Below are 23,019 nucleotides of genomic sequence, written 5' to 3'. Positions count from 1 at the left end.
AAATCGCTGTGCCCCTAAAAATAGGGCACAGCCTTAAAAGTGATGACTCTACAAGAAGAACTTCCGACCCATTACGACATTTACTTATGCCAAAGCTGTCGCATATTTGAAAAAAATGCATAGCAATCTGGTATTGTTAATAATAATTACCTATATCCCATCCTACTCAGTTTTCATAATATAGTTCTCTTGCTTGCTAAACCTATGGGAATTCTGTGTTTAAGGTCTTTATCTCGACGTGTTTATTGTCACTTGCGACATACTGTCATCATGCTCACTCCTTGGAAGAGTTCGAACAGTACAAAGCACAGTCGGAAGCAAAAGGTAACAAAGATAGAATTGCCTTGTTAGAAGATGCACACACCTTACTCACAGATCCGGCTTTAACTGCAAAACAGCGCACCTACGTTTTACATCGAAGCGCATTGCATTTGGTGAGAACCAATCAATTCAGTTTAGCCGCAGAACGACTCGAACACCTTGCCGCTCATTTAACCCAGTTTCCGGATGCTAACTTTTTGGGTAAATATCATTGGGTAGCAGGGGATTTAGCAATCTTGCTTGGTAATAACACCGACTCAAAGCATCACTTTGAGCACGCCGTTGCTCAATTTGCCAAATCAAACGATGTTCGAATGCAAAGCCATGCCCATCGCATGCTAGCTAACGTGCTTTCGGAACAAAAAGATTACTTTCAAGCGCTCTCTCATGTGTTTCAAGCCAAAGATACGGCAAACAAAATTAATAACGCGCATTTATTCAGTGCCGCATTAAGTACAGAAGCCAAAATATATAGAGATTTCCACCAACTTGATAAAGCGCTCGATGTTTTAAATCAACAGTTAGAGTTTCAGCTCGGTGAACCTGATATAAGTCTTGCCCATATTTCTTCAACCTACTTCAGCTTGGCGCGTATTTATGAAAAGCTTTCAGACCACCAAGCTGCAATTGACGCACTCAATAAATCTTATGAGATAGATACCAAACTAGACGATAAAAACTACATGGGGGTGACACAGCTTCATATTGCACAGCAATATATTGAACTTAAAGATCTCACTGCTGCGCGTATTGCAATTGACAAGGCGAATAACCTCTTCACGATTGTTAAAAACGAGAAAAACTTAGCCAGAGCACACGCTGTGCAAGGAAAAATAGCCTTGGCTAACGCTGAATACCCTAAAGCCATCAAACTCATTACACAGAGTTTAAAAAAGCTCAGCCCGCAGGATAATAAAACCCTATTTAATGAATTTAGCGTCAAGCTAGGTGAGGCACTGGCTCATGAAAAACCCTCTGAAGCCATTGCGCATCTATCCGGTCTACTAGATAAGGTCAGTAATGAGGATAACCTCATCGTATTGCAAAGCCTTGCTGTGGCATTTAAGAACCTAGCAGACTTTGAACAAGCCTTACATTATCAAGAACGCGCCTTCGCGGCTAAAGAAGCAATTAACCAACAAGCCATTACCACCCGCCTAGAAGCGAAAAAACTCAATAGCGAAATAGGCCTAAAGCGACTTGAGGTTAATGAATTACAAGCAGGCCTTGCGAAGTCTCAACAAGACACTAAAACACGCACGGTTGTCCTAGCAGCAGCCATCATCGTACTGACCAACTTTCTCTTGCTGTTCTATCTTTACCATTTAAAACGCCGCCGCGTCATGGAAAAAGAAACTGAGCTACTCAACCAAAGTCTAAGCTTAAAACAACAACTACTTGCAGATGTATCCCATGAGTTACGTACGCCTTTAACCGTGCTTAAGTTGAATATTGAAGCCCTTGAGTACAATTTAACAGAAGATCCGAAAACAACGTATAAAGTGCTACAAAGAAGGCTTGATATGCTCAATACCCTGATTGCAGATATTTATGAGTTAGCCCAAGCGGATACAGACAACCTGCGGCTTGAATTTGAACAGTGCCAAGCAAAAGCCTTGTTTGATGATCTTACTATCGCCATCGCGCCCATTATTGATACCTCGGATCTAGAAGTCATCTACATCAATCAGTTATCAGAACTTATAAAAGTTGAATGTGATATCAGCCGACTCAATCAGGTATTTAATAACTTGGCAAGAAACAGCGTACATTACACAGACAAACCGGGCCAAATCAAAATAACTGTTATGCAAAAAGAACAAGATATCGTTTGTACTTTTGAAGACAGTGCCCCAGGCGTGAGCAACGAGGCATTAGGCCGGCTATTTGAGCGACTTTATCGCTGTGACAAATCCCGCAGTCGAGATTTGGGTGGCTCCGGACTCGGTTTATCAATCTGCGAGAAAATCATTGAGTTACATCAGGGTCATATTGAAGCAAAGCACAGTGACTTAGGCGGGGTAGTGATCCAATTTACCTTACCAATCAAGTCCTAATCCCCTTCCAACACCATTCACCTATGCTCGGTTGCGGTCTTACTTCAATGGCCGCTTTTCGCTTCTCAGTATTAAAGGCGTACCTTAGTTGATACGCCCCTAATCAATTTGTCATTTAACGTCTATATTTTGATAAGAGTGAAATTAACCAATCAATTTTTTTGATTGGTTCGATTAATTCAATCAAATATACAAATTACCGTTCCGGCGACATAATAACTCCATCAACTTTCGAGGAGAATATAAAATGCTAAACAATATTGAAGGCCAAAACGTACCATCAGTCACTTTCCCAGTTCGCGTAGGTGATGAATTTCAACACATTACATCTGACGAATTATTCAAAGGCAAAACTGTCATCGTGTTTTCACTACCAGGTGCGTTTACACCAACATGTTCTTCAACACACTTACCTCGTTACAACGAGCTGGCAAATGTGTTCAAGCAAAATGGCGTGGATGACATTATTTGTATGTCTGTTAACGATACTTTTGTCATGAACGCTTGGGCAAAAGATCAAGAAGCAGAAAATGTAACACTTATCCCAGATGGCAATGGCGAGTTCACAGATGGCATGGGCATGCTGGTAGACAAGAGTGACCTTGGCTTTGGCAAGCGCAGCTGGAGATACGCAATGTTAGTTAAAGATGGCGTTATCGAGAAAATGTTCATTGAACCAGATTTACCGGGCGACCCGTTTGAAGTATCTGATGCAGATACCATGCTTGAATACATCAACCCAAATCAGAAAAAGCCAGAACCGGTTTCAATTATCACTAAACCTGGCTGTCCTTTCTGTGCCAAAGCAAAAGCGCTACTAAGTGAAAAAGGCCTAGCTTATGAAGAGTTGGTACTGGGCCAGCAAGCAAGCTTAACCAGTTTAAAAGCACTATCAGGACGTGAAACGGTACCACAGGTATTCATTGGTGGCGCGCACATTGGCGGCTCAGATGATTTAACAACTTACTTTGAAAACAACTAAATAACAGCACTGTAAAGGGGCATGACAGCCCCTCTAAACCACATTTCCAATCTTTAGTGAGGTAATAATGAAACAGCTTGAAACAGATGTCGTTGTGATTGGTGCAGGTACTGCTGGCCTAAGTGCTTATCGTAATGCAAAACAATATACACCCAACGTGCTTATGATTGAGTCCGGTAAATATGGTACAACGTGCGCACGTGTAGGCTGTATGCCCAGTAAACTGTTAATCGCCGCTGCAGAGGCAGCACATCATGTTGAACAAGCTCCTCAGTTTGGCGTCATGTCAGAACCTGCAAAGATTGATGGTAAAGCGGTGATGGCCCGTGTACGCAGTGAAAGAGATCGCTTTGTCGGATTTGTTGTTGAAGCTGTAGAGGAGTTGCCTGTTGAAGACCGTATCATTGGTCACGCTAAGTTTCTTGATGACCACCGCGTGCAAATTGATGATCACACCGTTATTACAGCTAAGCGCTTTGTCGCTGCAACCGGTTCTAGACCAAATATCCCCCCCCCATTTTTGGCATTTGGTGACAAGCTTATCATCAATGATGATGTTTTTGATTGGCAAGATTTACCTGAGTCCGTTGCAGTATTTGGCCCAGGCGTGATTGGCCTAGAGCTTGGTCAAGCACTGCATAGACTCGGTGTAAATGTAAAATTATTCGGCGTAGGCGGTAATATTGGGCCACTCACAGATCCTGTGATTAGAGACTATGCCAATACTGTTTTTGCTGACGAGTTTTATGTCGATACGGATGCAAAAGTATCTGATATGAAGGTCGTAGACGGTAAAGCACAATTAACTTATGTGGACAAGCAAGGTCAGTCTCAAACTGAGCAGTTTGATTACGTGCTTGCTGCAACAGGTAGGGTACCGAATGTGGACCAACTTGGTCTGGAAAATACCTCTTTAGAACTGGAAGATCATGGCGTGCCGATTGCTGATCCACATACCATGCAATGCGGAAATAGCCACATTTTTGTCGCCGGTGATGCCAGCGACCAAATTCCATTGCTGCATGAAGCCGCTGATCAAGGCACCATTGCTGGTGTGAATGCAGGGCGCTTTCCTGATATCAGAAATGGTTTACGCCGCACACCCATCGCTGCTGTGTTTAGCGATCCGCAAATAGGCATGGTTGGCGATAATTATGCTCAATTGACCGCTAACTACGGCGAATGTGGTTGTTATGAAATCGGCGAAGTTAGCTTCGAAAACCAAGGTCGCAGCCGCGTGATGTTAAAAAATAAAGGCCATATGCGCGTGTATGCAGAGCAGGGGACTGGTTTATTTTTAGGCGCTGAGTTTATTGGACCAGCGGCAGAGCACATTGCACATTTACTTGCTTGGGCTGTGCAAAATAAGATGACGGTACCGCAAATGCTGGATATGCCATTCTACCACCCGGTCATTGAAGAAGGGGTTAGAACAGCGCTTCGTAACGTCAATGCAAAATTAAAGTTCGGCCCAGACATTATCAAACATTGCTTAGAGTGTGGTCCTGGCGCATAAGCCACAAGCAATCTCGAGTGAGCACACAGCTCACTCAGTTTGGCTGTAAAAGTATTCTGGATCAAAAATTTCAGGCTGACGGCCTCTAATCACTTTCAACGCGTCATTCATTTTATCGATAATGCGCTTATCTATCGCTTTATTACACGCAAATCCCAAATAAGATGAGCGTAGCGGCATCACAATGCGATAGTGCTTAGGATTTATCCCAGCTCGTTTAAACTGATAACGCGCAATAACGTCACCATACGCGATAAGATCTATGCGTTTTAACTTTAACATTTGTACCAGCTCAAAACCGGAAGCCAAAAATACCAAGCTCTCTTTATCAACTCCCAACTGACGTAACAACTGATGACCAATGTCATTTTTTACCACCCCAATTTTTAAGTCGCCAATGCTTCGTAGGTTCGGTAAATGATAATCTGTTTCTTTATGACCAATGATGGCCACATGGTTATCCATCGTAGGACCAATAAATTGAAACAGCCTTGCTCGCTCCTCAGTGTAAGTCATTGAAAATATGCAGGCGTTATTATTTGATAATGTCATTTGATAAGCTCGAGGCCAAGGCAGTAACATCACTTCATTGTCATCGAATTTCCATCCTAAATCACGATAAACGAGCTTTAATGCTTGGATCGCAATACCTTCAACTTGACCATTCACATGATAATTAAAAGGCGGGTAGTCTTCTGTGAACCAAACAAGGTTAGGCCCTTTAGCAACAGCGAACTGCGCTAACAACACCATCATTATGTAAAACGCAAACTTAGGCATCATATGTTTCCTCGCTACACCTTAAAGTGTAGATGCTCACACGAGGTTTGTAAGGCCTATCTCCGCAAATAATCAATCAACTAAGCAGCCATTTAATTGAATCATTGCACTAAGTGCAAGCTCTAACAGATCATCCATCACAGCTTAAGTCAACGAGATTAAAGTTGCTGGTAAGTTATCTTGGGACGCTTAATTTATCAGCAGGTTCGCTCTAAACAATAAACCAATTATCACCTATATGGCCTTACAAGGCAGACTAGTTTTTACTGTGGAGCCGGTTTTAATGAGGATGTTTTCCAGCTAAGAAAAATTCGACTTTTGCACAGTGCTTGCAAGCAAACATATCAAGTTGCTCTTTATTGACAAAGAACTCGGCCAGATTACCTAACACGCCCCAACGCATCCCTTCATGGAACTCCTTGGTACCAATAAATGTGAGTGGAATATCACACCTTAAACAACATAAAGCGGCAGTGCTTGCATTCACAGGCTTTTCACCCCTTACACAACTGCAATTCCAACAGACCTCAAATGCATCATCATCAATGTGAGTATGGCAATTTTCGCAAGTCCAAGTCATTTCTAGGCCCAATAGTTTAAAAATCATGAAATGCCAACATACCATCATATAATATGATTCTAAACAACAAAATATACTTATAGGGACAAGCGATAGTGCTTAACCGCAAACTAAAAGGGCAGCTTACGCTGCCCTTTGATTACTTTGCATATGACTATGCTTTTTTAATCGCTTTTTTTAACTTTTTGATCTTTGCTTCGTGCTTTGCGATTTTTTTGATACGTTGCTTAACTTCTTTTTTAAGTTGTTTCACTTCTACTTTTTTCGCCATTTTGATCTCCTTTTAGCGCCTTTTGCTTCGGCTTGTGCTTATTTACAAACCGCTTGATAAACTTTCTGATCTCTTTGGATGAGCTGGTATCTAGCTCATTACATAAAGCAACAAACTCATCTCTTTGGGCCTTATTGATCCGCACAATAAGTTGCGCGTCTTTATTCTTTGCCATATACAACCCCTTTTTGTATATACAAACGTATATACATTAATCATCTATGTCAACGATTAATCTGCACAATATACACCCAACTATAGTGTGTCTTATTTTGTCCTATGATTGTCATGAATAGGTATCTACGCGCATTGCCTCACTCTTTAAACTGGTCACAACAACGTAACCGTAATAGGACAAACTCTATGAACAAAGCGCTTATCATTATTGATACACAAGATTCTTTTTTTGAAACTGATTATTGGCAGGAAAAATATTTCCTCGACTTCAAAAAAAACCTAGGGAGCCTAGTTGAACATTTTAACAGTGCTAACTTGCCGATTATCAAAGTACTGCATAGCCGGGAAGATATGCCTGACAGTCCGTTTAACCCTGCTTCAGGCTTGGTTAAAGCCATGGACTTTTTACCAAGCTCATTTACAAAAGTGTTTTATAAATCAGTACACAATGCTTTTACAGATACCGGGTTAGCAACATGGCTAAAGCGCCACAATATCGATACAGTCGTGATCACAGGTATACGAACTGAACAATGTTGTGAAACCACAGCAAGGGTCGCTTCCGATCTCGGTTTTAATGTTGAGTTTGTCACCAAGGCGACATTGACCTTTGACATGAAATGTCCGATCACTCATAAACTCTACCCAGCGGAGGAGCTTAAAGCCAGAACCAATTTAGTGCTTGCTAAGCGCTTTGCTTCCATTCAAGATCCCAGTGATTACTAATACTGTGAAATAGTATACTTTTTTAAATTCATACGAATCATATTGCCTGATGAAAAACTATCTATGCATTTTCATCAGTCAAGTTATAGGTAGCACTCTATCGTGACCATATACTTTGTATTACTCGCAGATACACTGCCTTTGGATTTTGCAGGGCCATTGCAGGTATTTTTAGAAACCAAACGCCTGGGCATACAATTCGAAATAAAATACATCAGTGCGACGACACAGCTCAATTGTGATGGCGGACTACAACTGCATAACCTAGCACCTTTGCCCACTGAACTAGCTTGCGATGATATCATTGTGCTTCCGGGCTGCCATGATGCATTTTGTGCATATACGACACAAGATGCTGATAAAACAATTCAATGGCTGAAAAGTACTGTCACTAAGCAGACGGTTTTAACAATTTGTTCAGGCTCTATACTTGCCGCAAAAGCAGGTTTATTAGCCAACAAATCGTGCACAACGCATTACCAACTCATCAATAAAATGCGTATCGCTTTTCCTAACTGCCAAGTACTAGACAATAGAATTTTTGTTGAAGATGGCAATATTATAAGCAGCGCAGGGATTAGCTCGGGGATCGACATGGCAATCTATTTTGTTAGTACTCGGTTCACAGAGCATATCGGTGCTCAAGTAGCGCAAGAAATGTTAGTCTATTTCCGTCGAACTGGCCAAGACCCACAGCTCAGCAGCTGGCTTCAGTATCGTAACCATATGCACCGTGGCATTCATAAAGTACAAGATTTGGTGTGCAGCAACGTCGACAAACACTACTCCTTGGCGCAACTTGCCCACACAGCATGTTTATCACAGCGACAGTTGAGCCGCTTATTTTCCATTCATTTGGGCATAACCCCAAGAGAGTATCTTCAACACATCAAAGTGGGCCATGCACAGCAACTGTTAAAGCGCAGCAATCATAGTATTGAACTAGTCGCACAGCACTGTGGATATTCCAGCAGTCGTCAATTTAGGCGAGTCTTTACCCAAACGGCTCATATGAGCCCTCAGCAATTTCGCCAGCTACACTGTGATGCTTAAACCGCTTTATGCGTCATATCAATACCTTTATCTGATAATAAATTTATATTATCTTTAGGAATGTCTAAACTCAAAGAAATCAATACTGCTGGAGTGTTTATGAGTGACCTATTACTCTATATACAATTGCGATTAGAACCAGGCTGCATGGGGCCGCAGGGTAAAGATCATATCGAAGCATTTTGCAAAAAAGAAAACGCTTCTCCGTGGCAGAACCAGTTCGCCACAGTGAGCGTTGTGCCCAGATATGATAAAACCCTACCAGAGTGGGAATATAGAGTAAAAAACAAACTGCTTAGCACCGAACAAGCGAATAAGTTTATCTCAATGCACGACACGACAAAGCCTGAATTAGAAGACGACATAGAGTCACATATGGCAGAAGAAATTGACGCCTACATGCAGGGTAAACTCTAGTCTGCTGACATGCCCGTGCATATGCGTAAAAAAAACCGTGACATGAACCTGTCACCTTTTTATGTATTTTTCATACATATTAAACACCTCAGCGTTTATACGGCGACCAAATATCTCAAAAAATGAGATTTTCTTGGTTGCGCTGATATAAACGCAGACCAGCATTAATAACACAGTTATCAATTGATTTTGCCAAGCATTTAATTCCCATTGCCCAGGCCAAGTTAAAGTAAAATCAGTGGAAAAAGGATAGAGATATTGAATAGGCCATTGAAAACCATCAGGGCCTTTTGAACCGAGCACATCGCATATAATATGTAAATGAAAGCAAATAAATGACAGGCACCACATACTTACCTTATGCGACTTTGCTAAAAAAGCACATATCGATGCTATCAACAATGCAGCTAATAAATTATGTCCTAATACATGATGATATTTACCATACAGGTTAGTTTTGGCAAAGATGAGATCGACAACAACCCCGATTCCATCTAAATCAGGCGCTACCCCAGATAGACTAGCAAGTACACGATTTCTCCGATTTTGTAAAACTGTGGCAGACAGTGCCCAGCTCAATAAAAAATGCGTTGCTGGCGCCATTTAATAATCCTAATCATGCGTCAATGAATGGAGTAAGAATATAAAGGGAACAGGATAAATTTATGCTGAATGTACGTGTTGAAAGTTTGCGTTGGAAAGACTTGTAAATAGTATAAAGTGTGCAGGTTAAATACACACTTTATAAAACGATAAACGGCTTAGTTATGGGTGTAAAGCCCCTGTACAGCCTTTGCTAACTTCTGTGTTTTGCATGAAAATTGTCACTTCAGCCATCACCAAACCAAACTTTTTGATGTAGGAGCGATTCATCAAGGTACACTTATCAAAGGCCCACATCCAATCGTCAAACACAACTCGGTAAGTGGTATCATCGACAGGCAAATCCATCTCATATTGCCATCTCAAAGCGTTACCATATACCGTGCCAATAGCTGTCGTTGCAATATCTGGTGCGTTACCTGTAAGCCCATTATCACCATTTTTGATTGTCCAGACACGCTGCTTAACACCATCACCATAACCATAAGTGAACGCTTCATCCAAGACCAGTTCACCAATATCATTAACTGAACCATCAATGCGCACTTTAAAACGCTGTACCAACTCACCACTGCGATTTTGCACAATACCCCATGCATTTACCTGCCCATCAAAAAAATCATACACATCGATGTTTGGCGTCATATTTTGATATTCATCGCTTTGTACTGAGCTACGACAAGCCGATAGCAATACTAAGGCGCAAAGTAATACAACCAGTTTCATTATTTTTCTCCTAGTAACTTCAAGCGCATTTTTGGCTCTGTGGTTTTTTCACTCAGCCAGATATCGAAAAACCACTTAGTAAAATTTTGATCTGTAATTTCCCCAAGTAACTTTTCAGAGTCATAAAAACGTGTTGCACCGTTTTCATCTCGTACACCATAAAGTGAGTAGTTTTCTGTTACATCAGGAAAAATTTGTTTCATCTGCAAAAGCCATTTTGCACCAAGCGCTTCATCATCGAACCCTTGCTTCTGCATCTCTTCTAATGATCGCTTTGCTATCTCTTCGCCATCTAAATTTCTTAAATAGGTGAGTTGAAGCACAAAAGGAGCGAGACTGTTATAACTACCAGAAGGGGAATAGAGGCTAATATCGTACACATCCCAGAATAAATACGTCATACGGGCCGTTTGGCCTACTTGTGTCATGCCTTTTGTTAAGTCTAGTCCTTGATTATCTTCACTAACGGCCATTCCACTCACCAAAAGCAGCATTGCCAGCAGGCTATTTTTAAACTGTTTCATTTTTAATCCATCATTTATGTTCAACAGCTTATACGCAACGGTGGTCAGGATTGTTCACTTCATCTTAGACAATTTACCACCATTTCATTTTTACAAAATATAACCAAGTACATGCTTTCAAACGCATTTGCGACTAATTAGACCCTGTCTGCAACTCAAAAAATTGGCAAAACTGCGCTATAAACCAACATAACTTAGGATCTTTTTGACGCGTTTTATGCCAGTATAGCTTCACTCGATAATTCGGCACGTTAACAGGTGGCTGGTGAACTGATAAATGATGCATGTTGGCGGCGTGTTCAGCATATTTAGCTGGCAATGTCAGTAGCCAGTCTGTGCCGGATAAAAGTGCGGGCGTAGCGAGCATATGAGGCGTCGCCAATACAAGCTTGCGGGACTTCTTAGATTGCGCCAACGTTTGGTCAACAATGCCTCGCGTTTCGTTCCAAGGAGCAATCAGCACGTGGGGCTTAGATAAAAACAATTGCAGCGGCAGCTGATGGGGCAGGGCTTGACTCCTGCAGCTTAGCGTAACATAAGAACCTTCAAACCAGTGAAGTTGCGCTAGGCTTTCAAGTGTTTCTTGTTGGTGCTCAAAGCCACACACCAGATCCAACTTACACTCTTTTAATGCTTGAGCAGGGATCCGCTCTTCTAATTGAATTATCTGAACTGACAGGTTGCGATATCGGCTTAACAAATCACTCAAAAATGGTTTTAAACACCACGCGGTGTAATCGGTTGCAGCAAGCGTTAAGCGCTCCACCTGCGAGGGATCAAACGGCTTTGATTCTTGTAATCCAGATATAATTGCTTCAAATGCAGGTAACACGTCCGCCGCCAGCTTATTCGCAAAGTCAGTGGCCAACATTTGATTGTTCTCTCTGACAAACAGCTCATCTTTAAGACTTGTGCGAAGACGAGTCAATGCATGGCTACATGCAGACTGACTCATATGCAAAATACTAGCCGTTTGTGTTACAGAGCCTGTTTGATACAAAACAGCAAATAGTTTGAGTAGATTTAAATCTATATTTGGTATGTTTCTCATGTAAATAATGCATGTGGCAAGTGCAAACTATGCACTTTATTCATGTATAACTTAACAGTACACTGATAAACAACTAAGTCAAACAGGGATTAACAACCATGAGTATTTCTATCCGTCCTGCAAAGATCCAAGATGCAGGCACTATTTTGCACTTCATCAATGAATTAGCAATTTATGAAAAAGAACCTGATGCGGTTAAAAACACTGTGCAAGATATCGAACAGAAACTTTTTGGTGATGACGTAAGAGCACACGCGCTTATTTGTGAGCAAGATGGGGAAGCCATTGGCTTCGCCGTCTACTTCTTTAACTATTCAACATGGTTGGGGAAGTACGGCTTATATCTTGAGGATTTATACGTTACACAAGATAAACGAGGCGCAGGTGCCGGCAAAGCAATCATGAAACACCTAGCTCAAACCGCCATACAAAAAGACTGTGGCCGCTTTGAGTGGGTAGTTTTAGATTGGAACAAGCCTGCCATCGACTTTTATCAAAGTATAGGCGCAGAACCGCAAGATGAGTGGATTATTTATCGACTAACAGGCAAAGCGCTTAAAGACTTTGCAGAGCAACCTTAAACATCCACATATTTATGTTGCATTGCTTTAAGCTCTGGTGGCAAAGCAATGCCTTCGCGCTCAGCGATAGTAAACATCGCTCGCTGAATAAATCCACCATAGATATTGCCATCACTGTCAGTGATCTGCCAATCTTCAATATCTTGTAATTGACATACATAGTTATGCGCCATTTTACCTTCATGTGTAATCGGTGGAGTGACTAAGAAAACACTCACTTCATTTCCTTTAATCGCCTCTACATGCGCACCTAAGTGCTCAATCACACCGCCATCACTCTCAAAGCCAAGCTTGACGAAAGCATCATTTGGATACCTTAGAAATAGCGCTAAAAACTCATCTAACGTAGCTTTAGCAAGCTCTACCGCTTCTAACACTAATGGATCATTTGGGTCAGTCTCAAGTGGTGGAAAATCTTGAGACTCAGAGCTATAACGATTGTGTAACCAGAAACCTGCCAAAACGACCACAACGATTAACCCCCAATACATATTTCCCCCTTGGCCTCTTATTCAAGATCAGTAGAATCTATCAACATAAATGATAGCCTTACAATCCTAGTTTAGGGCAAGTTTGATCTAAGGTAATATTTGTGGCATGTCGGCCAAGTAGATAGGACCAATGCAGGACGGTTTGACAGTGTCACTGCATCAATTCTCCCACTAAAAAGGTACATAAAAATTACAATTTAATGTAAACAAATGCAAAAATTAGAATTTTCACATCCTTTTACAATAAAAATATTAATTTTTGAACACAGCTTTAAGCCGTTCGTTTATGTGTTCTCTTAGACTCTTTTCTGCGTATTGAATTACCCAATAAGTCTTCTCTGCTTACTAAAAATCCACATATTGTGCTCACAACAATGTATATCCCGTACATTGATCCAATATAGACCCAATCATTTTCACTGGTAAGTAAGGAGATATTGGTTCCATCATTCACAAATAACACATTCACGATAGATAAAGAGAATACAGCACGATAATAAAGCGAATGGCCTAGGTGGCTTGCAAATGCAGACACTAAGAGTGCAAATAAACACAGATAAAATCCAATGACGGAATTAGCACCCGGTTGGTAACTAGGATAGATGGCAAAAATCGAAATCAATACCGAGATCCATCCCGATAGATGATAAATCATTATCAGTTCCTTTGAATTAAAATGTTATTTTTTGTAAACCAAAGTACATGGCGATTATGGTAGATGTGCAGCAAATTCGCAACTCCTTTGAGATGACTCACACTAGGTTTAACTCATTAAAATGTCTGAGACACGACTTTTTAATGCAGGAATTGCATTTATCTCAAACCATGGATTTAGTTTAAGCCAATGATGGTTTCGTGGGCTTGGATGCGGTATTGGGATCTGAGTTGGCATATAGCTTTGCCATTGCCGTACTGTATCAGTCACATTGGTAAAACTGTCTAAATGATATGCCTGCGCATACTGACCTATCAAGACCGTCAGTTGGATATGATTAAACTCTGACAGTACTGTTTCCCGCCATGTTTTAGCACAGAGCTTGGGTGGCGCTTTATCTCCACTTTTTCCCCTACCAGGGTAACAAAATGCCATAGGCACAATGGCAAATAGCGCTGGATCATAAAACTGTAATTCAGTCACACCTAACCAAGATCTTAACTTTTTTCCACTTGCATCATTAAATGGTTTACCTGTTTTGTGCACTGTCAAACTGGGAGCTTGACCCGCAATCAATATCTTCGCTTTTTTACTACCTTGAATAACTGGCGAAGGTATATGGTCAAAATGTGCTTGGCACAAACGACAAGCGGCAATGTCATCAAGTAATGTCATAATTCAACTTTCATAAACCAAAAAGGCTAACTCATTATTGCTTTAATAGACCGGTTAAATCAGAAAGTAATTCAAACAGCTACAAATTTTTCCAATTAGATTAAAAATACTCGCCATTTGCAAGAATAAAATAGTCCATTTAAAAAGAATAAACATTGCCAACAAATTAATTTTTTCTCTTTCTTGTAGCTAAACCTTTAACACTTTTCTTTAAACATAAATCATTGTGCATTTAGCGCATTTAATAATGATAATTACTGTTATTTACAAAACTATTCGTAGATAATCACTGATCTGATAAAAAAATTTAGGAACGTTATGTCACAAGCCGATAATGCTTTGACTTTTCAATACAGGTTGAGCGTTGTGTCCCGATTTTGCGCAGCAATTTTGGGCGGTTACTTTTTTACAGCCTACTGTATTTCACTGTTAAGTCTCCTGCTTCCAACCAGTAAAGTAGATGCCGTTTTATACAGTGTTTGTCTTAGCATCTTAATTTATAGCTGTGTATTTATCGCTGCTTTTGCCGCTCGCTCCTTGATAAAGGTCTGGGTCGCTTTAATCATTAGCACCGGCGTCATTGCGCTAATCACCAATTTTGTTCAGGGAAGTATATGAAAGACAGTTTTTTTCGCTCGATGACTTGGCTTCACACTTGGGTTGGTCTTTTGCTATGTTGGCTCTTATTTTTAATTTTCTTTGCTGGCACGATTAGCTTTTTTCGACACGAAATTAGCTTATGGAACCAACCTGCTGTACACAAAATTGAGCAACCCAAAGTTGAACAAGCCACGTTAATTAATACCGGTTTGGATTACTTACAAAACAAAGCACCTGACGCAAATAGGTGGTGGATAGGGCTTCCTTCACCAAGGCAGCCTGAAGTACATGTATCACATCGGCATAGCCAACCCGATGGACAAAGAGACAAATGGATAGATGAGCAACTAGACCCAAATACACTGGATCCGGTTGAAGGGATGGTAGAGACCCGAGGCGGTAACTTTTTCTATCGATTACATTTCGATTTACACTATATGGACCGTAAACTCGCCCGCTGGTTAGTCTGTTTCGCATCGCTGTTTATGCTCATAGCACTCATCTCCGGCATTGTGATCCATAAACGAATCTTCAAAGACTTATTCCAATTTAGACCACAAAAAGGCGTAAGAGCATGGCTTGATGCACACAACTTGTCATCAGTACTGGCGTTACCTTTTCACCTTATGATCACCTATACAGGATTGGTCACTTTGATATTTATGCTGTTTCCAGATCCAGCAAATACACTATACGAAGATGGCGTAAAAGGCTTTAGAGCGGACTTTTATCCCGAACGTCAGCGTACCGAAAAGTCAGAACAAGCACTTCATTCTCCCGCTTTTGATACTGCATTTGCACACTTTCATCAAAATTGGCCGGAGCAAAAAATAAAGCGCGTGATCGTTGACCACCCAAGTAGTATCAGTGCGACAATCAAAATTTATGGTGACAATGGCACTTTAATTCGTGATGAATATCCGTATTGGCAATACTCTGCGGCCTCAGGTGAACTGATAAAAACGGCGCGTCTTGATCCAAGTGGCGGTGAAGTGTTGTATGGAGGCATGATTGCAGTGCATAGCGGTAGGCTCGCTCACCCAGGTCTGCGTTGGTTGTATTTTATTTGTGGTATTGCGGGCTGCGTAATGATTGCCACGGGCTGTATTATGTGGGCTAAACGCATAAGAGAGCGCTTAAAACCCAATCAATCACCTAGCTTTGGGCTTAAATTAGTGGAAGCTTTAAACTTAGGCACGATAATGGGCTTGCCACTGGCAACGGCTGGGTTTTTCTACGCAAATAGGCTTTTGCCAGCAGATATCGCAGGCCGAGCAGATAAAGAAATACTCGCTTTCTTTTTAATTTGGCTCGTTAGTGCAGTAGCAGCAGGGCTTTGGCGCGCTAAACGCGCATGGCAAGGTTTCGCTTATTTGAATGCGATAGTCTGGCTATTACTACCAATTTGCAATGCCCTTACAACAAATGGCAATCTAGTCACCTATTTGATGGATAGCAAATGGATTTTAGCAAGCTTTGACCTTGTATTTTTAGCGACTGCAGCGGTGTTTTTCTTCCAAGGAAACAAGCTCGGGCTTAAAGCAAATCCGGTCAAATCAACTAATCGCCAAAAACGTCCCGCAGGTAAGGAGCAAAAAGCATGATCTACAGCTTAGCCACCCTTCTGTGTTTCAGTGCGTTTTATGGATTTGCAATGGCTAAAACGGCTCACTATAAAAGTGTGTTTGGTGTTCGCCCAAATCAAACCATAACCCAGCGTTTTACCTATGGTGCCTGGATCATTATTTTACTAAGCTTTGTCATTAACCTATCGCAATCAATCGGCTACGGCAGCTTAATGTTTTGTGGGCAAATGGCACTCTCCGTACTCGTGATCTCATTGTGCATGACATATAAGGCAAAGTGGTTAAGATCACTATTTTACTTACTTCCCACTCTAACAAGTCTTTTAACCATACTGACTATCATTAGTTAGTGCTATTCGGCGGCTGATATATCAATTATCAGCCGCTCAGATCATCATTTTACTAGCTTTATTTGGACAACCTCGCTTTCGTTACCTATTTCGGCCTATTCACATCCGATTTAGTTAGTAAAAATATGATCTATGACTCAATGAAAGCATCACCAGCTAGTAAAAAACTGATCCCAACCATCAATCGCACATAAAAAGTTAGTAAAAATCTGATCTAAGAAAAGTTGACTTGATAAAAATGTGATCTCTAATTTCTAAAACGGCAGGTAAGTTAGTAAATTCGTGATCTATGAGACTATAAAGAGGGCAACAATATACTGAAAACTGTTGGTTTTCTTCTACTTAATAGATAAATGAATAGATTGAGTAGGGTAAGTTAGTAAAAATATGATCTCATTTATAATAAGTCAGATTTTTACCAAGTTAACTGCGGATAAGTTAGTAAAAATATGATCTCTTCGATTTTACCTTAGTAAAATTGTGATCTCTGGGTACTAAAAGCCCATCATTAAAGAAAACACACCTTGAAAAGTAGGTAAGAGCGCTCATTACTACGTATTCAACCTCAGCTTAGCCTATCAGTAAGTAAAATCATGATCTCATGATGAAATCGCCACTTGATACATCAAAGAAACGTCACTGATCCAAGTTCATATGACGCGCTTTGATATCTTCAATCTAAAAACCACTAATTTTTAGACCAATCTAGCTGCATATCCCATTTAAATTGCTTGTCTTGTTGCAGTGGAGCTTGTGAATCATCTACGTTTTCCAATACATTTTTCGCCTTTACAAGCGTTGCATCACGACCAAAGAGATAACTTTGCTCTCTCACAATGGTTAAATACGCTTTGTTTAAAGCCAGTGCACGTTCTTTTGAAGGCGTTATCAACTCGTAAAGGTTAACTGCCTTTTGTACTTTGTGCATATCCACCTTGCCGCCGGTAAACCACTTTTTAAGCATCTCTTGGTTTTGACGAAACTCATCACCGCCGCCAACTCGGGACATATACGTCAAAAACTCACCGTGTTCTTCACCTACATTTGGCACATCTTTTTGCGTTTTTAGATTGATGTACCCCCAACCAGCAGCACCTTCAACCTTGCGAGCAAACGAAAATGTTTGGTCATACGTCGCCCCCACAGTCTTGTGACAACCATTACAAAATGCCAATTCTTGGGCATGTTGAGGGCGCAGCTCACCACGACTGTCTTCTATGTAACCATTAATCGTCCAGCCAAATGTATTATTTACGCCTTTATCACCGATATAAAGTGTCACAGGGAGCTTTTCAAACTCCTTTTCTTTTGCTTCTCGGTAATAAGAGCCTGCGATTTCTCTTTTTGATTTAAAATTATGCTTTCTCATATAACGTAACTCTTTGAGCCGAGGTGCGTTATAAATTTTACCGTGTTCATCAACGCCCAAATAACGTACCGTGTGCAAAAACTCAGTGCCTTCTGGGTAAAGCATATGCGCTAAACCAATCTCTGCGTCACCGACATAGTGTGCTTGCTTCACTATGCGAGTAATGTCACTGAGCTTACCGTCTCCATTCAAATCTCGGCCAATAACTTGCTCTGAAATACGCGGCACAGAAATGGCATCCAAACCCTTCACAGCCAATTCGGTCAGACTCAAATTTGCAAGGTAAGCATCCCGACTATAAAGGCCATCTTTGGTTTGAAATCCGCGTGGGAGCCTAATCATCACGTCCCCTGTTGAACCATTTGTTGGCCAAAATGTACTTGGAAAAGGCTTATAATTAAATGCAACCCAACCACTGCCGTCGCGGGCAAATCCCAACTCGTCAAAGGCTTTCTCTGGAAACGCCAAATTCTTAAGTGGCGTTACTTCACCACGCCAGTCGCTGCGCTTGATCATTTTTGTTATAAAAGGTGTGTAGTTATCCTGCTCGATCCAGTTAGTAATTTCTTGATCTGAGATCCCTTTAATCAAATCAGTACGGTCGATAAACAGATTCTTCCAATGGTTTTTTAAACCGAGATCTGAAAACGCATAATCACCTTGTAAATCTCCATCTTTCATCACATTAGGTCGCGTTTTGTCATCATGATATGACTGGTGGCAGGCATAACATGGGTTGTTTACTCCGTCAGTCTTGGTATAACACTGTGGCGGTATCACAGACTCGGGGTTATAGACTTCTTGATGTTCAATATACGCCATTGCAGGAATATCATCCCCTTGTTTATACGGCGTGAGGTGACTGACTTGCTCTGTGTCGGTTGGTAAAATTTTGTTCTGTCCAAGCGGCTCAGTGCAGCCGCTCAACACGATGGTCAAAGCGAGTGTGGAAATAAGTAATGGGTATTGCATTTGTATGACTTCCATTTTTAATGCCAAAAAAGCGGTGCAAAGCACCGCATAGTCGTTAATTTTTATTCTGATTTTGGGTCATACATCCATAATGTATTGTTGTATTTCCAATCTGCACTGTGATCTTCACCAATCAATATACGTCCATCACGCATAACAATCACATTGTCTGGCTGCGCCAGTAAACTTGCATCACAACGCTCATTTTCATCCAGTGAAGAACGATAAGTTGATCCCATTACCACAGGTTCAATGCGCGTAAGGCTGTAATTGTTATCAATATGGGCGCGATAAACGCCACCACAGCTTTTTACACGATCAGACAATTGAATATCGCCTTCACCATCAATCATGGTCTTATTGATATCTGCAATACCTATGTATAAGTAGGCTTTTTCTACGACTTCGCCTTTAATCACGTCTTGACCTGACACGGCTTCAAGCACACGGTCATGATTGATTGCCAAACCTTCAAGCTTACGCCATTCAGCAGTTGCACCTTTAAGACGTGCAGCTTGACGTGACTCTAAAAATGCTACTCGGTCATCCATTGGCTTGCCAGCAGTAACTGGAGAGCCACCTTCCTCAGCGGTAGGATAAGTTTGCTTACCATCAGCCCATGCTTGTACGTCAGCCATAGCAATATAATTCGTTTTGCCTTCCACATATTCATCAGGTGTTATGCCATCATACTCTTCAATCCATTCAAGTATTGTTGCGTTCGTACCAGAGGCAATTTCCACCCACTCAATATCAAACCCAGTCACAGCGGGGTCGTTTAATCCTTTATCTTGGGTCAATTTTGCACCATATAAGGTACCAGCGCTTAAGTCTTCCGCTGTATCTGCAACAAACTTAAATAGCACACCACCCGTATCATCTTGCGAGGAGTACACAGTGCGACTGTCAGGCATCACAACCGCGTTTTCATGTTCGTAGCGGCCGATAGTATAGTGCTTCTCAACAACAGGCTTATCTGATAATGGAGATTTAACTTCTGCGATATAGCCATAGCGGTATGGGTTTGGTGATTCCGGCGCTAAAAACTCTCTAAATTGCGTTAAGCGTGAATTTACCTCTGGCGCATTCCATTCAGGATTTGTCGTCGTATCCACTTCTGAATTTACGATCCACTCTTCTGATGTCAAAGGTGTGTCCCATGGAGATACCGAACCGAAGCAATTCGCTGCGGTGCCTTTGACAGCGTCAAAATCTAACATCATGGCTTCTTCTACATTCCACTTACCACTATCACTTTTCGACATTTTTAAACGGCTCATACCACCGGGGTAATCTTCCCAGTTGGTAAATAAATAACCTGTCGCTTCAGACTCAAAAATGAAACCGTTAAAATCTGGCATATCATTTTTGATGATTTCATCACCAGAGGTCATACCGTAAATGACGCCTAAACCGCCAGCTAAACCTTTATCGCCAAGATCTGAAAAGGTATCTCCCGTCTGGCCCAGTATTTGATATTGACCAATTGCAGTGACCACGGTTTGCTTTTCGAAGTCAGTTGAATGAAGGGGGGCATCAGCCAAATTGCGCGGTAATTCATTGAAATTCACACCAGTAAGCACACCGACAGTGCCTGTATTAAATGGGCGTTTGTTAAAGTTATCTTCAGCGGTATTGCTATCGCTTGGATGCTGAGCATTAAAGAATAGGTCCCCTTGCTCAGTTAAAAATATTCCCGTTACCTCTGAGCCAGTTGGTACAGTGGCAATACGCACCAAGCCAGCTCCTGTATTTAGATCCGGCTGAGCGTTTTTACCATCCACCCCATTTTCGCCAACAGTACCTTGCTCACCTTGAGATCCTTGTTCCCCTTGAACACCAGGTGCACCATCATCACCATCACATGCTGTTAATGCCACAGTAACGGCCACGGCAATTAACGAATAGGCTATGCTCTTCATTTTTATTACTCCGAATTATTTGTTGCTACATTGGGTTTTTATAAGCGCAACTAGCCTGAACGGAAGTAATGACAAATAAGTTTATGAAATATTAATCTTTTTGGTCAAAAGAAAAACTCTATTAATATGACTGTAAAGGGGGCTTACAGTGAACTAATGATGTGATGTTCCATATAAATTAGCGCGTCGACGTCATAACCAAGTTTCAAGGCTGTCTTTTGAAAGTCTTTCAAAACAGCATTAGATACTTGTGGTGTGCGAGACAATAGCCACAAATAGTCTTTGTCATAACTTGTCACATAAGCGTATTGATAATCTGCTTCGTCTAATTTAAAAACAACATAACTGCCGTAAAACGGACCGAAAAAAGACACTTTTAAATGACCTATATCTTGCTCAGATACAAACTTGGCAACACCATCAGCCTGCTTCCATGTTTGCTCGGCAGTCACATAACCTCTGTTAACAACTCCAACACTGCCATCTTGATTTATAGTATATGTTGCAGTCACATTTTGCATGCCACGCTCAAAGCGGTGATCAAGGCGTGCAATTTCATACCAAGTGCCTTGATAACGCTGCAGATCAAAGTTTTTTACTGGTGTGATTCCTTCGGGCAAGCCAGTACATGCTGTTAAAGATAAAAAAGCCCCCAACACACAAGCTTTTACAAAGTAATGTATTTTCAAAGCGCAACACTCCTATCTTGGTAAGTAGACTGATACAATTAAATATTGTGGTCTATACGGCCACTGAGTGCCAAACGATCTATCTGCTGGCAGAATATTAAGTTGTTGAAACTACTTGGCAGTTCATGAAAATACTAACTCATGGTTTTGGCGCGCCAGCGGGCATTTTAGCTGTATACGTCGAAAATAAACCTAACCTCATAGAATACAAAAATCTCAATGAAGTCATACCATTACGTCATGGTGAGATCGATTATATTAATCAAGAATGCGGTAATGGATGGCGAAAGCTGTTCAATGTATACAGTAAATTTCTCTCTGAGTTAAGTCATCCAGATCATGATTTTACTAAGGAAGAGAAAGGTACGCTCACATGGCAAGCATATAGAGATAAAAGCTTACTTCAAGCCTGCTCACAAGAAGCTTTGCTGTTTTCTCCGCCAGATCTGGGCCAAAACAACTACCAGTGGCACATCATTGCAGGGCGAACATATGCTAAAAAGCTCATCAGAGATCACGATTTTACCCACTCAATGGTCTGGTTAGATGAAGAATTTGCCATTGATAAGGTAAACAGGATCATCGTATGCCCGTATTTTGATTATCGCCAGCTCAGCAATATCAAGATCACCAAGCTGGCCGAATTAATTAGGGCGCATACGCCTTAATCACTGTCCTTTTGCAATGGCATGGGCACTAAAACCAAGTGCCTTAAAATAAAGGGAAGGGGAGCAAAACCCAGTAAGACTTGTCAGTTCATGCAACCTTGCACCACTTATAGGGTAAAAGGCTTCTTGGAATTGATGACGCATCGTTTGCGCCCCCGCGTCTGTCAGCCCGAGCTCCTTCTGACAATAATGTAGCTGTGCCGCGCGTTCAAAGTCGGTATCAGGCTGCATCAAATCAGCTAAAAACAATTGCCCACCGGCACGCAAATTCAGGCCAATTTGCTTTAATAGCTCAGCTTTATCGCCATTATCACTTACAAAATGAAGTACTAATAAGCATAAAGCTGCATCTGCTTGATAGATTGCATCTTTAATTGGACCAAGGTGAATAGTGACTCTGTCACTCAACCCCAAGTTAGTAAAATTTTGATCTGCGATAGCGAGCATATCTGCAGAAATATCTTGCGCAATAAACTGCCAGCCAGCATTATGCTTTGCCAACTCAATAATGTCCTTGCCTGTGCCTGCACCAATAACCAGTATGGTTGCATCTTGATCTAACGTCACACTCAGCTGTGCTGCAGTCGTATGATGCAGCAGCTCATAGCCTGGCACCAATTTACCAATGCGTTTATCGTAACTGAGCGCTTCATCACCTGTGAATGTAGGCATATATT

The 23,019-nt window shown here is 41.3% G+C and carries 24 protein-coding genes; 10 read left to right on the top strand and 14 right to left on the bottom strand.

All coding sequences use genetic code 11. From position 1 onward, the window contains the following. Positions 1-215: 215 nt before the first annotated feature. The 3 genes from N477_RS00350 (at position 216) to N477_RS00340 (ending at position 4,876) form a co-directional block, all read left to right on the top strand. A complete protein-coding gene (locus tag N477_RS00350) occupies positions 216-2,378 on the top strand; it encodes an ATP-binding protein (RefSeq protein ID WP_063364176.1) in 2,163 nt (720 codons plus the stop codon). A gap of 247 nt (positions 2,379-2,625) precedes the next feature. Beyond that, complete coding sequence (locus tag N477_RS00345; protein ID WP_063364177.1) at positions 2,626-3,360, top strand: glutathione peroxidase; 735 nt, start codon at positions 2,626-2,628, stop codon at positions 3,358-3,360. Positions 3,361-3,427: 67 nt separating this feature from the next. Continuing rightward, complete coding sequence (locus N477_RS00340) at positions 3,428-4,876, top strand: dihydrolipoyl dehydrogenase (RefSeq protein ID WP_063364178.1); 1,449 nt, start codon at positions 3,428-3,430, stop codon at positions 4,874-4,876. A 30-nt stretch (positions 4,877-4,906) separates the two neighbouring features. On the opposite strand, the gene N477_RS00335 is transcribed toward N477_RS00340, so the two are convergent. The 3 genes from N477_RS00335 to N477_RS00325 form a co-directional block, all read right to left on the bottom strand. Then, positions 4,907-5,659 carry a substrate-binding periplasmic protein gene (locus N477_RS00335; RefSeq protein ID WP_063364179.1) on the bottom strand — a complete coding sequence of 251 codons (753 nt, stop codon included), beginning with the start codon at positions 5,657-5,659 and terminating at the stop codon, positions 4,907-4,909. 277 nt (positions 5,660-5,936) lie between these two features. After that, a complete protein-coding gene (locus N477_RS00330; protein WP_231098171.1) occupies positions 5,937-6,263 on the bottom strand; it encodes a hypothetical protein in 327 nt (108 codons plus the stop codon). A gap of 212 nt (positions 6,264-6,475) precedes the next feature. Then, positions 6,476-6,682: a hypothetical protein gene (locus N477_RS00325; RefSeq protein WP_063364180.1), complete on the bottom strand. Its 207-nt coding sequence runs from the start codon at positions 6,680-6,682 to the stop codon at positions 6,476-6,478. 188 nt (positions 6,683-6,870) lie between these two features. Here N477_RS00325 and N477_RS00320 point away from each other — a divergent pair, with 188 nt between their 5' ends. The 3 genes from N477_RS00320 to N477_RS00310 all read left to right on the top strand — a co-directional run bounded on the left by N477_RS00320 (position 6,871) and on the right by N477_RS00310 (position 8,880). Next, the gene (locus N477_RS00320; RefSeq protein WP_063364181.1) at positions 6,871-7,410 is read left to right on the top strand and encodes an isochorismatase family protein; all 540 of its coding nucleotides are present in this window, start codon (positions 6,871-6,873) and stop codon (positions 7,408-7,410) included. 102 nt (positions 7,411-7,512) lie between these two features. After that, on the top strand, positions 7,513-8,463 hold the full coding sequence (locus N477_RS00315; RefSeq protein WP_063364182.1) for a GlxA family transcriptional regulator: 951 nt from the start codon (positions 7,513-7,515) through the stop codon (positions 8,461-8,463). A gap of 99 nt (positions 8,464-8,562) precedes the next feature. After that, positions 8,563-8,880 carry a hypothetical protein gene (locus N477_RS00310; protein ID WP_063364183.1) on the top strand — a complete coding sequence of 106 codons (318 nt, stop codon included), beginning with the start codon at positions 8,563-8,565 and terminating at the stop codon, positions 8,878-8,880. 51 nt (positions 8,881-8,931) lie between these two features. On the opposite strand, the gene N477_RS00305 is transcribed toward N477_RS00310, so the two are convergent. The 4 genes from N477_RS00305 to N477_RS00290 form a co-directional block, all read right to left on the bottom strand. Then, positions 8,932-9,483 (bottom strand): metal-dependent hydrolase, encoded by a 552-nt coding sequence (locus N477_RS00305; RefSeq protein WP_063364184.1) that lies wholly within the window; start codon positions 9,481-9,483, stop codon positions 8,932-8,934. A 162-nt stretch (positions 9,484-9,645) separates the two neighbouring features. Continuing rightward, entirely contained in the window at positions 9,646-10,209 is a 564-nt protein-coding gene (locus N477_RS00300; protein ID WP_063364185.1) for a DUF3833 family protein, read from the bottom strand. After that, the gene (locus tag N477_RS00295; RefSeq protein ID WP_063364186.1) at positions 10,209-10,733 is read right to left on the bottom strand and encodes a chalcone isomerase family protein; all 525 of its coding nucleotides are present in this window, start codon (positions 10,731-10,733) and stop codon (positions 10,209-10,211) included. The genes N477_RS00300 and N477_RS00295 overlap by 1 nt, the downstream gene beginning before the upstream one ends. A 133-nt stretch (positions 10,734-10,866) precedes the next feature. Next, the gene (locus N477_RS00290) at positions 10,867-11,784 is read right to left on the bottom strand and encodes a LysR family transcriptional regulator (protein ID WP_063364187.1); all 918 of its coding nucleotides are present in this window, start codon (positions 11,782-11,784) and stop codon (positions 10,867-10,869) included. Between the two features lie 98 nt (positions 11,785-11,882). Here N477_RS00290 and N477_RS00285 point away from each other — a divergent pair, with 98 nt between their 5' ends. Next, positions 11,883-12,365 (top strand): GNAT family N-acetyltransferase, encoded by a 483-nt coding sequence (locus tag N477_RS00285; RefSeq protein WP_063364188.1) that lies wholly within the window; start codon positions 11,883-11,885, stop codon positions 12,363-12,365. Here N477_RS00285 and N477_RS00280 read toward each other — a convergent pair. The 3 genes from N477_RS00280 to N477_RS00270 all read right to left on the bottom strand — a co-directional run bounded on the left by N477_RS00280 (position 12,362) and on the right by N477_RS00270 (position 14,186). Then, positions 12,362-12,856, bottom strand: coding sequence for a DUF2314 domain-containing protein (locus tag N477_RS00280; protein ID WP_063364189.1), 495 nt, complete (start codon positions 12,854-12,856; stop codon positions 12,362-12,364). The genes N477_RS00285 and N477_RS00280 overlap by 4 nt on opposite strands. A gap of 271 nt (positions 12,857-13,127) precedes the next feature. Then, complete coding sequence (locus tag N477_RS00275) at positions 13,128-13,511, bottom strand: hypothetical protein (protein WP_063364190.1); 384 nt, start codon at positions 13,509-13,511, stop codon at positions 13,128-13,130. 108 nt (positions 13,512-13,619) lie between these two features. Then, the gene (locus tag N477_RS00270) at positions 13,620-14,186 is read right to left on the bottom strand and encodes a uracil-DNA glycosylase family protein (RefSeq protein WP_063364191.1); all 567 of its coding nucleotides are present in this window, start codon (positions 14,184-14,186) and stop codon (positions 13,620-13,622) included. Positions 14,187-14,800: 614 nt separating this feature from the next. Here N477_RS00270 and N477_RS00260 point away from each other — a divergent pair. Both N477_RS00260 and N477_RS26650 read left to right on the top strand, forming a co-directional pair. After that, positions 14,801-16,390: a PepSY-associated TM helix domain-containing protein gene (locus tag N477_RS00260; protein WP_063364193.1), complete on the top strand. Its 1,590-nt coding sequence runs from the start codon at positions 14,801-14,803 to the stop codon at positions 16,388-16,390. Next, on the top strand, positions 16,387-16,722 hold the full coding sequence (locus N477_RS26650; protein WP_063364194.1) for a DUF3325 domain-containing protein: 336 nt from the start codon (positions 16,387-16,389) through the stop codon (positions 16,720-16,722). The genes N477_RS00260 and N477_RS26650 overlap by 4 nt, the downstream gene beginning before the upstream one ends. Positions 16,723-17,410: 688 nt before the next feature. Here the strand turns inward: N477_RS26650 and N477_RS00250 are convergent. From N477_RS00250 to N477_RS00240, 3 genes are all read right to left on the bottom strand, one after another. Next, the gene (locus tag N477_RS00250) at positions 17,411-19,063 is read right to left on the bottom strand and encodes a hypothetical protein (protein ID WP_063364247.1); all 1,653 of its coding nucleotides are present in this window, start codon (positions 19,061-19,063) and stop codon (positions 17,411-17,413) included. 62 nt (positions 19,064-19,125) lie between these two features. Continuing rightward, the gene (locus N477_RS00245; RefSeq protein ID WP_063364195.1) at positions 19,126-20,985 is read right to left on the bottom strand and encodes an alkaline phosphatase PhoX; all 1,860 of its coding nucleotides are present in this window, start codon (positions 20,983-20,985) and stop codon (positions 19,126-19,128) included. Positions 20,986-21,128: 143 nt separating this feature from the next. Then, complete coding sequence (locus N477_RS00240) at positions 21,129-21,668, bottom strand: lipocalin family protein (RefSeq protein ID WP_155731748.1); 540 nt, start codon at positions 21,666-21,668, stop codon at positions 21,129-21,131. A gap of 131 nt (positions 21,669-21,799) precedes the next feature. Between N477_RS00240 and N477_RS00235 the strand changes: the two genes are divergently transcribed. Further along, a complete protein-coding gene (locus N477_RS00235; RefSeq protein WP_063364197.1) occupies positions 21,800-22,342 on the top strand; it encodes a DUF6942 family protein in 543 nt (180 codons plus the stop codon). Here N477_RS00235 and N477_RS00230 read toward each other — a convergent pair whose 3' ends face one another. Further along, complete coding sequence (locus N477_RS00230) at positions 22,343-23,014, bottom strand: class I SAM-dependent methyltransferase (protein ID WP_063364198.1); 672 nt, start codon at positions 23,012-23,014, stop codon at positions 22,343-22,345. Positions 23,015-23,019: the final 5 nt, after the last annotated feature.

It is taken from the genome of Pseudoalteromonas luteoviolacea H33-S (assembly GCF_001625695.1).
Classification (GTDB): domain Bacteria; phylum Pseudomonadota; class Gammaproteobacteria; order Enterobacterales; family Alteromonadaceae; genus Pseudoalteromonas; species Pseudoalteromonas luteoviolacea_B.
This window is presented reverse-complemented; position numbering and strand designations above follow the sequence as displayed.

Bases quoted from the DNA above. Each gene is read 5' to 3' on its own strand.
- N477_RS00320 (WP_063364181.1), top strand. From the start codon at position 6,871: ATGAACAAAGCGCTTATCATTATTGATACACAAGATTCTTTTTTTGAA.
- N477_RS00310 (WP_063364183.1), top strand. From the start codon at position 8,563: ATGAGTGACCTATTACTCTATATACAATTGCGATTAGAACCAGGCTGC.
- N477_RS00280 (WP_063364189.1), bottom strand. From the start codon at position 12,856: ATGTATTGGGGGTTAATCGTTGTGGTCGTTTTGGCAGGTTTCTGGTTA.
- N477_RS00340 (WP_063364178.1), top strand. From the start codon at position 3,428: ATGAAACAGCTTGAAACAGATGTCGTTGTGATTGGTGCAGGTACTGCT.
- N477_RS00295 (WP_063364186.1), bottom strand. From the start codon at position 10,733: ATGAAACAGTTTAAAAATAGCCTGCTGGCAATGCTGCTTTTGGTGAGT.
- N477_RS00230 (WP_063364198.1), bottom strand. From the start codon at position 23,014: ATGCCTACATTCACAGGTGATGAAGCGCTCAGTTACGATAAACGCATT.
- N477_RS26650 (WP_063364194.1), top strand. From the start codon at position 16,387: ATGATCTACAGCTTAGCCACCCTTCTGTGTTTCAGTGCGTTTTATGGA.
- N477_RS00305 (WP_063364184.1), bottom strand. From the start codon at position 9,483: ATGGCGCCAGCAACGCATTTTTTATTGAGCTGGGCACTGTCTGCCACA.
- N477_RS00250 (WP_063364247.1), bottom strand. From the start codon at position 19,063: ATGCAATACCCATTACTTATTTCCACACTCGCTTTGACCATCGTGTTG.
- N477_RS00345 (WP_063364177.1), top strand. From the start codon at position 2,626: ATGCTAAACAATATTGAAGGCCAAAACGTACCATCAGTCACTTTCCCA.
- N477_RS00235 (WP_063364197.1), top strand. From the start codon at position 21,800: ATGAAAATACTAACTCATGGTTTTGGCGCGCCAGCGGGCATTTTAGCT.
- N477_RS00260 (WP_063364193.1), top strand. From the start codon at position 14,801: ATGAAAGACAGTTTTTTTCGCTCGATGACTTGGCTTCACACTTGGGTT.
- N477_RS00275 (WP_063364190.1), bottom strand. From the start codon at position 13,511: ATGATTTATCATCTATCGGGATGGATCTCGGTATTGATTTCGATTTTT.
- N477_RS00300 (WP_063364185.1), bottom strand. From the start codon at position 10,209: ATGAAACTGGTTGTATTACTTTGCGCCTTAGTATTGCTATCGGCTTGT.
- N477_RS00335 (WP_063364179.1), bottom strand. From the start codon at position 5,659: ATGATGCCTAAGTTTGCGTTTTACATAATGATGGTGTTGTTAGCGCAG.
- N477_RS00330 (WP_231098171.1), bottom strand. From the start codon at position 6,263: ATGATTTTTAAACTATTGGGCCTAGAAATGACTTGGACTTGCGAAAAT.
- N477_RS00325 (WP_063364180.1), bottom strand. From the start codon at position 6,682: ATGGCAAAGAATAAAGACGCGCAACTTATTGTGCGGATCAATAAGGCC.
- N477_RS00290 (WP_063364187.1), bottom strand. From the start codon at position 11,784: ATGAGAAACATACCAAATATAGATTTAAATCTACTCAAACTATTTGCT.
- N477_RS00270 (WP_063364191.1), bottom strand. From the start codon at position 14,186: ATGACATTACTTGATGACATTGCCGCTTGTCGTTTGTGCCAAGCACAT.
- N477_RS00245 (WP_063364195.1), bottom strand. From the start codon at position 20,985: ATGAAGAGCATAGCCTATTCGTTAATTGCCGTGGCCGTTACTGTGGCA.
- N477_RS00285 (WP_063364188.1), top strand. From the start codon at position 11,883: ATGAGTATTTCTATCCGTCCTGCAAAGATCCAAGATGCAGGCACTATT.